Below are 11,735 nucleotides of genomic sequence, written 5' to 3'. Positions count from 1 at the left end.
TCAATGACGTGACCGGATTAATCGACAGCAATGTAAAAAACAGCCGGGAGCTTGTCGAGCAAAAAATTATATATCCCGGCAAAGAGTGGTATGACAAAATTGCTATGGTTGCGTTGTCCTTGCCGACTCAGAGTCAGGTTATTTTTCAGGTTTGGGTAGCGGAACCGGCCATGCAGAAAATAAAGGCTTTACCTGTTATTGGAAAGGAGCTGGGCTCCAATACAGATATGTTGCTGAAAGGCTTGGTCAAGCAATTAAAATCCAGAGCCGAACAGGCTTTTGAGAATGCAGTCGATGCGATAAAAAAATCACAATTTTGGGATGGAAAACGCAAGATTGAAGTAGCTCAATAGCAGCGGAAGCAAAAATGACGAGGCGATCGTTTTGGTCGCCCTGCCATCTTTATCAATGATATTGTCTCTTATTTTGCAAAGGTCATTTAACCAGACTCAACAACACCCCCGCCGCTACCGCAGAACCAATCACACCGGCGACATTAGGTCCCATCGCATGCATTAGCAGGAAGTTATGCGGATTGCTCTCCAGTCCCAGTTTATTGGCCACCCGAGCCGCCATCGGCACAGCAGAGACACCGGCGGCGCCGATCAGCGGATTAATCGGAGTGCTGCTGAATTTATTCATAATTTTCGCCATGACCACGCCGGCCGCCGTGCCGATACTGAAGGCAATTGCTCCCAAGCCCAAGATTCCCAAGGTCTTGATTTGCAAAAAGGCTTCTGCGCTGAGTTTTGAGCCTACCGCCAAACCCAGGAAAATAGTTACGATATTGATCAGTTCGTTTTGCGCGGTTTGACTCAAGCGTTCAACTACGCCGCAGGCATTCATCAGGTTGCCCAGTGCGAACATGCCGATTAAAGGCGCCGCCGACGGTAACAACAAGGTGCAGATAACAAGCAGCATTAACGGAAAGACGATTTTTTCGGTTTTGCCTACTACACGCAACTGCTGCATTTCGATTTTGCGTTCATCTTCGGTAGTTAAGGCGCGCATGATCGGCGGTTGTATCAGTGGTACGAGAGCCATGTAGGAATAAGCCGCAACTGCAATGGCGCCCAATAAGTCAGGCGACAGTTTTGAGGCTACATAAATGGCGGTCGGGCCGTCGGCGCCGCCGATAATGCCAATCGCGGCGGCGTCTCTTAAAGTAAATTCCAGCCCCGGTATAGCGTTGAGTGCCAGTGCTCCCAGTAATGAGGCAAAGATGCCGAACTGCGCCGCAGCGCCCAACAGCAAGGTTTTTGGGTTAGCCAGCATCGGGCCGAAATCGGTCATAGCGCCGACGCCCATAAAAATCAGCAACGGGAATATGCCGAGCTTAATGCCGTAGTACAGGTAATATAAAATACCGCCTTCTTCGGCGATACCGGCAACCGGGATATTGCTGAGTATTGCGCCAAAGCCTATCGGCAAAAGCAGCAAGGGTTCAAAGCCTTTTTTAATAGCCAGGAATAACAGCAAGAAGCCGACCAGCATCATGAAGGCTTGACCACCGGTAAAGTTGTAAATACCGGTGCTTTGCCAGAGTGAAATAAGATTTTCCATGAGATGTCTCTTTATTAAATCATATAGGGGGCGACCGGTTGGCTGCCCTTGTTCAGATTTGCGAAGGACGCAGGCGACCGGCCGGCCGCCCATAGGGTTCTTCGTGCGCTTTGTGAATATCCTCTATAAAAAAATCAATACATCGCCACCGGCAACGGCACTGCCTTCTTTGATATTCACAGTGCTGACGATACCGGCCGTTTTGGAACGCACTTCGGTTTCCATTTTCATTGCTTCCATGATGACTACGACATCGCCTTCGGCAACGATGCTGCCTACATCGACCAGAATTTTCAAAATATTGCCGGCCATTGGAGATTCAACTACTGCGCCGCTGCTGGCTATCAGTGCTGCATGGGTTGTGACGGAGGCGGCCGGCTGAATCGTCAGGGCTGCGTTGTTAGCGCCGACGATGACGCTAAAGTTCCTGCCGTCGACGTTGACGGTATAGGTTTCCGTTTGCGGTTGGGGCGGCGGGGTAGGGGTGCCAGCGTTGGCTGCGGCTGCATTGGCGGCAGCAAAAGCTTGCGCATCCGGTGCGGCTTCAAAGGCGGCCGGATTGCCCCGGTTAGCCAGGAATTTCCAGCCGACTTGCGCAAACAAACCGTTGATCAAAGCGTCTTCTTCGATGTTGGCGGCTAGAGTGACGCCTTCGGCTTGGGCTTTTTCGCGCACTTCGGCAACCAGCTTATCCATTTCAGGTGCGAGTAGATCGGCCGGACGGCAGGTAATCGGTTGTGCACCGTTCAGTACCTTATCTTGCAAGTCTTTATTGACCGGCGCGGGCGTTGCCCCGTATTCGCCTTTTAAAACCCCGGCGGTTTCCTTGGTGATGTTTTTGTAGCGTTCGCCATTCATCACATTGATTACGGCCTGGGTGCCGACGATCTGCGAAGTCGGAGTGACCAGCGGAATAAAGCCTAGATCTTCGCGAACGCGGGGAATTTCCAGCAGGACTTCGTCGAACTTGTCGGAGGCGCCTTGTTCTTTTAGCTGGCTTTCCATATTGGTCAGCATGCCGCCCGGTACTTGAGAAATCAGGATGCGGCTATCGACGCCTTTTAAGCTGCCTTCGTATTGCGCATATTTTTTCCGTATATCTCTAAAATAGGTAGCAATGTGTTCCATTTTGACCAGATCCAGACCGGTAGCGCGTCCAGTGCCTTCTAAACTGGCGACGATGGTTTCGGTGGGGCTGTGGCCGTAAGTCATGCTCATTGATGAAATGGCTGTATCGACATTATCCACGCCCGCTTCGGCTGCTTTGATCAGTGTACCCACGCTCAAACCGGTGGTTGCATGGCAATGCAGATGGATGGGAATATGGGTGCTGTCTTTCAGACGGCTGACCAGTTCAAAGGCATCGTAAGGCTTGAGCAATCCGGCCATGTCTTTGATGCAAATGGAGTGCGCGCCCATGTCTTCAATCTGTTTGCCCAAATCCACCCACAAATCCATAGTGTGTACAGGACTGGTAGTGTAGGAGATGGTGCCTTGTGCATGTGCGTCGGTTCGAAGTACGGCTTTGATTGCGTGTTCAATGTTGCGCATGTCATTCATTGCATCAAAGACGCGGAACACGTCGATACCGTTGATTACGCAGCGCTCGACGAACTTATCCACGACATCATCGGCATAATGGCGATAGCCCAAGATATTCTGACCGCGAAACAGCATTTGCTGAGGCGTGTTGGGCATTGCAGCTTTTAGCAAACGCAGTCTTTCCCAAGGGTCCTCGCCCAGATAACGGATACACGCATCAAAGGTCGCGCCGCCCCAGGATTCAATTGACCAGTAACCGATCTGGTCAAGTTGCTCACAAATCGGCAGCATGTCTTCAATGCGCAAACGGGTTGCCAAAATAGATTGATGAGCATCACGCAGAACGACTTCGGTGATACCTAAGGGCTGCTTTTTAACGGTGGACATGCTTGTTGTTTCTCCTGAAACATTAATTTGTAATTACTCAGCAGTTAGAAAAATAGAACGCAGATGCCAAAAGTAGGCGCCTCTAAGCGACGCAGATAAATGCGATGAGCGCTGATCATTATTTAATCATAATTATCTGTGTCATCTGCGTTCTATTGTATTTAATCATTAACATTGTGGCTGTTAGTTATGTTTTTTGCGGTACTGGTGCACGGCGGCAGTTATCGCTGCAACAACGCTTTTATCAATGTCGGTGGTAATGCCGGGGATTGTTTTTGATATCGGTATTTCCGGGAAAAAGCGTTGTACCAGTGCCGACATGATGTTGATTGCAACTACCAGCATGGTCAAAAACAAGAATACTATACCCATCCCGGCAAACATTAATTCAATTCCGCTAGCCATTTGTTCTGTCATGGTTGATCACTTATTTAAAAATCATTAACCATTGAATTGTATCATAGGCAAAATTCATAACTAATCGTTGTTTTTTTTTCATGTCGATTGTGATCGTTAGTCTTTTGGCTATGCAGTTTTGAACGCGTACAATACGCGCCATTGTAAATGCTTGTTATAGGGGTAAAAATATGACAAATAAAGAACACGACGAAAATATACAGTGGCAAGACAAATTAACGTCTGAGCAATTTAATATTTGCCGCCTGAAAGCCACCGAACCGCCTTTTACCGGCAAATACGTCGATTGCAAAAAAGACGGTATTTATCATTGCATTTGCTGCGGCAACCCGTTGTTTGATTCGGCGACTAAATATGACTCAGGCTCCGGCTGGCCGAGCTTCTGGGACGTACTGTCCGAAAACAGCGTGGCTGAGCATGTCGATGTCAGTCACGGCATGCGCAGAGTTGAAGTAACCTGTAAATCCTGCAATGCGCATTTAGGCCATGTATTTGAGGATGGCCCGCAACCGACAGGATTGCGCTACTGCATTAATTCCGCAGCATTAGACTTGAAAGAGAGACCATGAGCGTCAGACAACAAGTTCAAAACTTACTGGATTTTATCGATGCCAGCCCTAGTCCCTGGCATGTCGTAAAAACTATCGAGGTTCAGCTTGCGGCGCAAACACCCGCGTGGGAGCGTCTCGACGAAACGGCCAAGTGGACATTAAAGCCGGGCGGGCGTTATTACGTAGTGCGTGACGATTCGTCTATCGTTTTGTTTATACAAGGGCAAAAGCCGCTGGCTGAAACCGGCTTTAAAATTATCGGCGCGCATACCGACTCCCCCGGATTGAGAATAAAACCGAATGCCGCGAGCAATACCGACGGCTTGTTAAGGTTAGGCGTTGAGGTTTACGGTGGGCCGATACTGGCGACTTTTACCGACAGGGATTTAAGCCTTGCAGGGCGGATCGCTTATAAAAACGATCAGGACCAGATAGTTGGTGCCCTGGTCAAATTTGATCAGCCGCTGCTGCGTTTGCCTAATCTGGCAATACACATGAACAGGGCGGTTAATGAAGAAGGCCTAAAGCTGCAAAAGCAGACCGAGTTGCCGTTGATTTTATCGGCATTGGCTGAGAAACAATTGCCGCAAACTTATTTTTCGGCGTTGCTGCAACAGCAAACCGGCATAGCCGCTACACACATTTTATCCTGGGATCTGGCCGTGTACGACACGCAGAAAGGGGCTTTCTGGGGAGCGGAAAGCGAATTTTATGCAAACAGCCAGCTGGATAATCTGGCCTCGTGCCATGCGGCATTACAGGCGCTGCTTGATAACTCTGAATTGCAGCCGGATAGTACGCGGGTTTGTGCATTATTCGACCATGAAGAAATCGGCAGTCAAAGCAATAAAGGCGCTGAAGGAAGCTTTCTGCCCGATGTACTCCAGCGCATCGCTTTAGCGACCGCAACCGACAGCGAGGATTATGCCAGAGCGCTGGCGAAAAGTTTCATGATCAGCGCGGATATGGCGCATGCTTATCAACCTAACTTTCCTAACGCATACGATCCCGACCATAAAGTCATCGTCAACAAAGGCCCGGTGATTAAAGTCAATGCCAATCACCGCTACAGCTCGGAAAGTGTTTCGGCAGCGATGTTTGCCGATTGGTGCGAACAGGCCGGAGTGCCGTACCAGAAATATTCGCATCGCTGCGATCTGCCTTGCGGCAGCACAATTGGGCCGATTACTTCCGCAAAACTGGGCATACGCTCAGTCGATGTCGGCAATCCAATGTGGGCAATGCACAGCATTAGGGAAAGTGCCGGGGTGTTAGACCATGATTATATGATAAGAGCAATGAAATGGTTTTTTGCTTTACGTTAATGAACTAAGCGCTTAACAAGAAATCGGCAGGTAGTTTTGTTTTTACAGAGCTGCTGTGGCCTTTACATTCAGAGATATACATTCTGACTTGAATATCACGGCGCTAATATTTTTATTATTAAAGTGCCGCTAGCGCGACGTTATTTGAATCGGATTCTCGCATCACCTTGCGTAACATCAGTTAATGAACTAAGTTTAGATGGATTAAAGTGGTAGAATACATAAACACATCAAGAAATACAGTATATTTTATAATTACCCATACGCCAGAATAAATGAAGCTTATCAATGCACCAGGCGTTTTTTTTAGCATAGTCTTGTTATTTTCACAGCATGCCATCGCTGATGATGTCGAATATAAAGTCAAAGCAGGTTACCTATACAATTTCACCAAATTTATTACTTGGCCTGCGGATAACAGTGAGACCTTTAATCTCTGTATTATGGGCGAAGATCCTTTCAACGATTTAATCGATCCCATCGAACAGCGATCGGCATTTGGACGACCTATTAAATTATTCAGATTTAATAACTTCAATAAAGATCAGCGCTGCCATATTCTTTTTATCAGTTCTTCAATTAAAGATAACCTTTCGCTCAAAGGTATGCTGGTTATTCATGACGAAGATAAAACATTAACTGTTGGTGAGAGTAAAGATTTTGCAGCTCAGGGTGGAATGATTGGTTTTATTAACAGACAGGGCAAAATAAAGTTACAAATTAATTTGAAAATGCTGCAACAGAGCGATTTAAAAATCAGCGCAAAATTATTGGAAGTCGCTGAGCTTGTTGAGGGAGAAAACAATGATTAAGTTTATTCGTAATCTGTCGATAAATCGCAAGCTGCTGTTAATTCTATTGTTTTCAAGTGCTTCATCGTTACTCTTTGCCGGTCTGCTTTTGATAGTGCTTGAAATTTCAGAGTTTCAGAAAAATACCCGGGATGATCTATCAGCCGTGGCCCGAATTGTAGGTAATCGTAGTACTGCTGCCTTAATGTTTGGAGATAGCGATTTAGCTAACGAAAATTTGTCCGTATTCGATAACTTGCCGGACGTGCAGTTAGCGTGTCTTTATGATGCGCAGGATATTGTTTTTGCACAATTACAGAAAAAAGATCACAAAACATGGATATGTCCTGTATCGATTAAGTCTGAAATAACCCGATTTGAAAATGATCATTTACATATAACTCAACCGATTGTTGTAGATGGCGCAGAACTCGGTACGGTTTATATTCATGCCGATTTGACTCTTGCCTATTGGCGTAGAATTCAGTTTTCCGGGCTTATACTTCTGGTGTTGGCCGGAGTATCGATATTGAGTTTCTTTTTATCAGCACCGTTGTTAACGCTTATTTCCTCGCCGGTAAAAAAACTAGTCGATAAGGTTAAAAATATTAGCGATACGAAAGATTATTCGTTGCGAGCGGTTAAAGTTAATAATGATGAGCTGGGTGTTCTGGTAGATGCCTTTAATGGCTTAATTGGCACCGTTGAAATTCAAAACCGGGCTTTGACGCAGGCAAAAGATCGTTATTTGGCCCTTTATGATGACAATCCGACAATGGTGTTTAACTTGGATGTTGATGGTCGTATTTTGTCGGTTAACCGTACCGGCGCCAAACAACTTAATTTGTCTGTAGAAGAGTTGCAAGGTTGTTCGATTTCCGATTTTGTTCATGTAGATGATTTGCTTGGCATGCATAGCTTATTTGAGCGTTGCCTGACGCGTCCTTTGCAGGTGTATAAACAGGAAATCAGGCAGGTCTGTAATAATGGAAGGATCATTTGGGTTAGGGCAACAGCAAGATTGGTCGAAAATGAAAATCAACAAAGCAGTTTGTTGCTTGTTGGTGAAGACATTACCGAAGCTCGTTTGCTGAATGAAAAAATTGCTTATCAAGCCAGTCATGATGCCTTGACAGGCTTGGCGAACCGTAGCGAACTCGATAGGCATATTAAGCAGACAGTTGCCCTAGCCTGTGAGGACGGCTCTGAACATGCCTTGTGCTATTTGGACCTGGATCAATTTAAGGTGGTTAATGATACGTGTGGGCATCTTGCAGGTGATGAGTTGCTTAGGCAGTTGGGTGAGTTATTAAGAAAATATATACGGCGGAATGATTTTGTGGCGCGTCTCGGGGGTGATGAGTTTGGTGTGTTGATGAACAATTGTTCATTAAACGAGGCGTCTCGAGTTTGTGAGACTTTACGCGATTTGATCAGGGATTTTCGTTTTGCCTGGGAAGATAGAAGTTTTACTATTGGTGTAAGTATTGGTATTTCAGCTATAAACGGTTCCAGCGGTAATGCCGTTAATCTACTTAAAGAGGCCGACGCCGCCTGTTACGCGGCAAAAGATAAAGGCCGAAATCGGGTGCATGTTTTCCGGCCTGATGATGAAGAGTTGGCTATACGGCATGGAGAAATGCAATGGGTAGAAAAAATTCAGCAGGGACTGGAACAAAACCGATTCTGCCTGTACGGACAGCCGATAGTATCGATTGCTAATAATGACGAAGGCATGCATTTTGAAACTTTAGTTCGTTATCAGGAAAATAATGGGCAGATTATTCCGCCCGGTGCATTTTTACCGGCGGCGGAACGCTATAACTTGGCATCTTTGCTGGATCGTTGGGTGATCAGTCATTTGTTTGAATGGATAGCGACGAAACAGGGTTTTCTGGATGAGCTATCATTGTGTTCAGTTAATTTATCCGGCTTGTCGCTGTCCGATGAAACCATGCTGGCGTTTATTTCAGAGCAGTTCTCCAAGTGGGCGCTTCCTCCACATAAAATCTGTTTTGAGGTCACCGAAACAGCAGCTATCGCTAATCTATCCAATGCAACTAAGTTTATTAATCAATTGAAAGAGCGGGGCTGTTTTTTTTCTCTGGATGACTTTGGCAGCGGCTTATCTTCATTCGCCTATTTGAAGAACCTGCCGGTTGATTTTCTTAAAATCGATGGGTTGTTTGTTAAGGATATACTTGATGATAAAGTTGATCTTGCGATGGTGAAATCAATTAACGAAGTCGGTCACGTTATGGACAAGAAAACGATTGCCGAATTCGTCGAAAACGAACAAATCTTTAATTTGCTTTATGTCCTGGGCGTCGATTATGCGCAAGGCTACGGAATCGGCAAACCTGTGCCTCTGGATGAACTCAAACTTATAAAGCCTTATTCGGGGGCATCAAAATGAGAGTCGAAGCTGCACTCATCGTTAACTGTTTAGCGTTGATGCTTTATTGCAGTGATTCCGCTAGGGCGGCATCAGAAAAAATGGATGATTTTTTCGCCATGTCGCCGGCTGAATTGGCAGCAACGCCGGTTACTATCGCGACGGGTACGCCAATGCTGGTTTCCCAATCAGCTGCCGTGACCAGTGTTATTACTGCTGAGCAAATCAAATCCATGGGTGCAACCGAGCTGCACGAGGTGCTGGAAACAGTCCCAGGCGTTCATGCCAGTATTCAAGCACTGACCGGTGATTATAACTACAGCATGCGCGGTATACAAAATGCGTCAAATTCGCAGATCCTGATATTGTTAAACGGTACCCGGGTTACCTCGGCTTATCGCGGTACGCTAATGATCGGCTTGGAGCTGCCAATTGAAGCGATTCAACAAGTAGAAGTGATACGCGGACCGGGCTCGGCGCTTTATGGCGCCGATGCTTTTGCCGGCGTTATCAATATCATCACCAAAAAAGCCAAGGACATCGATGGCACTACTGTCGGCGGCAGGGTTGGTGATCATGATAGTCAGAGTGGATGGGGGCAGCACGGTACAACGTGGGCGGGTTGGGATATTGCGACCAGTTTGCAATATCAGCATAGCGGCGGTGATAGTGGCCGCGTGGTTAAATCTGATAGCCAAACGGCATTGGATAATGCGCTTGGAACTCATGCGTCTCATGCTCCCGGTAGTTTGGATACACAATATGAAAACTTTAATGGTCATCTGAACTTACAACGCAAACATTGGGATATTGGCTTCTGGGCATTTAGTGGAGAGAATGGTCTTCGTGCAGGCGCTGCGGGCGCCTTGGATCCGAAAGGCGTTATAAATGGTGAACAATATGTTGGCGATGTGCGTTTTTCAACAGAAGACTGGTTTGAGAACTGGGAGTTTATTGCGCACACCAGTTACCTGCATAATGAATTACTAGCTAATTTCAGACCATTCCCAGAAAATTCAGTATTACCTATTGGCTCAGATTCCAATGTTGATTTACTAACGCCAAGTTCATTAATCCTATTTCCTCAAGGAGTTATCAGTAACTCCGATCAAACTGAAAACATTCCTTCGATTGAATTGAGTTCGATCTATCGAGGGCTACGCAATCATCAACTACTGGTAAGCGCAGGTTTTCGCTATGAGGATATCACCGTGAAGCAGCTTACCAATTTTGGGCCGGGTGTGGTTGATCCGAGAATGAATGTCATAGGCGGCTCATTAACAAATGTTACCGGTACTCCTTTTGTGTTTTTGCCGAGTACGCATCGCTCAGTTTGGTCTTATGTTGTGCAGGACGAGTGGCGATTTGCCGATGATTGGCAATTAACCGCGGGTGTGCGTTATGACGATTATTCTGATTTTGGTGGCACCGTTAATCCGCGTATGGCCCTAGTTTGGGACATTAATACACAGATGACCAGTAAGTTGTTGTATGGTAAAGCCTTTAGGGCGCCTAATTTTACAGAGCAAGGCAATCAAAACAATCCTGTGCAGTTGGGTAACAAATCTTTAAAACCGGAAACGATCAATACTTATGAGTGGGCGATTGATTATCGTCCGGTTCCTGCGCTTAGAACTGCGGCCAATCTGTATTTTTACCAGATAAAAGAACTGATCACGCTTGTACCTGATGTAGGCAGGCCCTCTTCCACTTTTCAGAATAACGGCAACCAAGACGGCTACGGTAGCGAGCTGGAATGGAACTGGCAAGTGCAGGAGCAATGGAATTTATCGGGCAACTATGCGTGGCAATATGCAAGAAACAACGAAACTAAAAGTCGGGTAACCGGCGTGCCCGAACATCAGGTTTATGTTGCCGCTGCCTGGCAGTTTATTCCGAAATGGCAAATACAGTCTCAGCTCAATTGGATAGGTAGCAGGATAAATCCGATACCGGATAATGGGAAGCTGGTCGACTACCAAACCGTCGATTTCACACTAAGAGGCAAAAAACTCTACGGACATCTGAATGTTGCCGCTTCTTTACGCAATGCGTTTGACACAAATTATTCGGAGCCTGCGGCAGTTAGAATTGGAGATAATTTTCCTATGCAGGGCAGAAGCTTTTATCTTGAAACATCGATTAATTTTTGATGCGGCAAACCTTATTCCTTTTGATGGTGAGCTTTATCTAATCAAACAATTTTACAATTTGCCGGAATCTGATTTGCTGTTTGCGCAGCTGCAAGCCGATCTGGCCTGGCAGGAAGAGGCCATTTTTATCTATGGCCGATGGGTTAAGGTACCCCGCCTGATGTGCTGGTACGGCGATTCCGATGCCTGGTATCGCTATTCGGGCGTTAATCACCAGCCGATGCCGTGGACTTCGACCTTACAGGCCATCAGGGAGAAGGTGGAGCAGCAATGCCAATGCGTTTTTAACAGCGTATTGGCCAATTTATACCGTGACGGTAATGATTCAATGGGCTGTCATTCCGATGATGAAAAAGAGCTGGGCCTAAACCCGGTGATTGTGTCATTGAGCTTGGGAGACGAACGCTTATTCAAACTGCATCATAAAAAAACCAAAGACAAGCTGGATATAGTTCTAGGTCACGGCGATTTGCTGGTGATGGCAGGAACCTTGCAGCACCACTGGATGCATTCGGTGCCGAAAACCAAAAAACCGAAAACGCCGCGGATTAATTTGACGTTTCGGAAAATTAAGGCGGATTGATTAATGCGTCACTAAGACACGAAGAATT

At 46.4% G+C, this 11,735-nt stretch carries 9 protein-coding genes and 1 pseudogene; 7 read left to right on the top strand and 3 right to left on the bottom strand.

From position 1 onward, the window contains the following. Positions 1-353, top strand: a pseudogene (locus tag EPO18_RS00535) (hypothetical protein); the annotation flags it as partial. Positions 354-435: 82 nt separating this feature from the next. Here EPO18_RS00535 and EPO18_RS00530 read toward each other — a convergent pair. From EPO18_RS00530 to EPO18_RS00520, 3 genes are all read right to left on the bottom strand, one after another. Continuing rightward, positions 436-1,563, bottom strand: a complete 1,128-nt coding sequence (locus EPO18_RS00530; protein ID WP_292429024.1) for a sodium ion-translocating decarboxylase subunit beta — start codon at positions 1,561-1,563, stop codon at positions 436-438. 123 nt (positions 1,564-1,686) lie between these two features. Next, complete coding sequence (gene oadA, locus EPO18_RS00525; RefSeq protein ID WP_292429022.1) at positions 1,687-3,492, bottom strand: sodium-extruding oxaloacetate decarboxylase subunit alpha; 1,806 nt, start codon at positions 3,490-3,492, stop codon at positions 1,687-1,689. A 183-nt stretch (positions 3,493-3,675) separates the two neighbouring features. Further along, on the bottom strand, positions 3,676-3,909 hold the full coding sequence (locus EPO18_RS00520) for an OadG family protein (RefSeq protein WP_292429020.1): 234 nt from the start codon (positions 3,907-3,909) through the stop codon (positions 3,676-3,678). Between the two features lie 170 nt (positions 3,910-4,079). On the opposite strand from EPO18_RS00520, the gene msrB reads away from it, so the two are divergent. The 6 genes from msrB to EPO18_RS00490 all read left to right on the top strand — a co-directional run bounded on the left by msrB (position 4,080) and on the right by EPO18_RS00490 (position 11,707). Beyond that, positions 4,080-4,478, top strand: coding sequence for a peptide-methionine (R)-S-oxide reductase MsrB (msrB, locus tag EPO18_RS00515; protein ID WP_292429018.1), 399 nt, complete (start codon positions 4,080-4,082; stop codon positions 4,476-4,478). Beyond that, positions 4,475-5,785, top strand: a complete 1,311-nt coding sequence (locus EPO18_RS00510) for a M18 family aminopeptidase (RefSeq protein ID WP_292429016.1) — start codon at positions 4,475-4,477, stop codon at positions 5,783-5,785. The genes msrB and EPO18_RS00510 overlap by 4 nt, the downstream gene beginning before the upstream one ends. Before the next feature lie 275 nt (positions 5,786-6,060). Further along, a complete protein-coding gene (locus EPO18_RS00505) occupies positions 6,061-6,597 on the top strand; it encodes a YfiR family protein (protein ID WP_292429014.1) in 537 nt (178 codons plus the stop codon). Continuing rightward, complete coding sequence (locus tag EPO18_RS00500; protein WP_292429011.1) at positions 6,590-8,992, top strand: EAL domain-containing protein; 2,403 nt, start codon at positions 6,590-6,592, stop codon at positions 8,990-8,992. Before EPO18_RS00505 ends, EPO18_RS00500 begins: the two co-directional genes overlap by 8 nt. Then, positions 8,989-11,124 carry a TonB-dependent receptor plug domain-containing protein gene (locus tag EPO18_RS00495; protein WP_292429009.1) on the top strand — a complete coding sequence of 712 codons (2,136 nt, stop codon included), beginning with the start codon at positions 8,989-8,991 and terminating at the stop codon, positions 11,122-11,124. Before EPO18_RS00500 ends, EPO18_RS00495 begins: the two co-directional genes overlap by 4 nt. Next, a complete protein-coding gene (locus EPO18_RS00490; RefSeq protein ID WP_292429007.1) occupies positions 11,102-11,707 on the top strand; it encodes an alpha-ketoglutarate-dependent dioxygenase AlkB family protein in 606 nt (201 codons plus the stop codon). Before EPO18_RS00495 ends, EPO18_RS00490 begins: the two co-directional genes overlap by 23 nt. Positions 11,708-11,735: the final 28 nt, after the last annotated feature.

The sequence above is a fragment of the Methylobacter sp. genome, assembly GCF_004322395.1.
GTDB lineage: Bacteria > Pseudomonadota > Gammaproteobacteria > Methylococcales > Methylomonadaceae > Methylobacter_A.
This window is presented reverse-complemented; position numbering and strand designations above follow the sequence as displayed.

What these genes read in the sequence shown, in the direction of transcription:
- EPO18_RS00505 (WP_292429014.1), top strand. Translation starts at nt 6,061, where the DNA reads ATGAAGCTTATCAATGCACCAGGCGTTTTTTTTAGCATAGTCTTGTTA.
- EPO18_RS00500 (WP_292429011.1), top strand. Translation starts at nt 6,590, where the DNA reads ATGATTAAGTTTATTCGTAATCTGTCGATAAATCGCAAGCTGCTGTTA.
- EPO18_RS00510 (WP_292429016.1), top strand. Translation starts at nt 4,475, where the DNA reads ATGAGCGTCAGACAACAAGTTCAAAACTTACTGGATTTTATCGATGCC.
- msrB (WP_292429018.1), top strand. Translation starts at nt 4,080, where the DNA reads ATGACAAATAAAGAACACGACGAAAATATACAGTGGCAAGACAAATTA.
- EPO18_RS00530 (WP_292429024.1), bottom strand. Translation starts at nt 1,563, where the DNA reads ATGGAAAATCTTATTTCACTCTGGCAAAGCACCGGTATTTACAACTTT.
- EPO18_RS00495 (WP_292429009.1), top strand. Translation starts at nt 8,989, where the DNA reads ATGAGAGTCGAAGCTGCACTCATCGTTAACTGTTTAGCGTTGATGCTT.
- EPO18_RS00520 (WP_292429020.1), bottom strand. Translation starts at nt 3,909, where the DNA reads ATGACAGAACAAATGGCTAGCGGAATTGAATTAATGTTTGCCGGGATG.
- oadA (WP_292429022.1), bottom strand. Translation starts at nt 3,492, where the DNA reads ATGTCCACCGTTAAAAAGCAGCCCTTAGGTATCACCGAAGTCGTTCTG.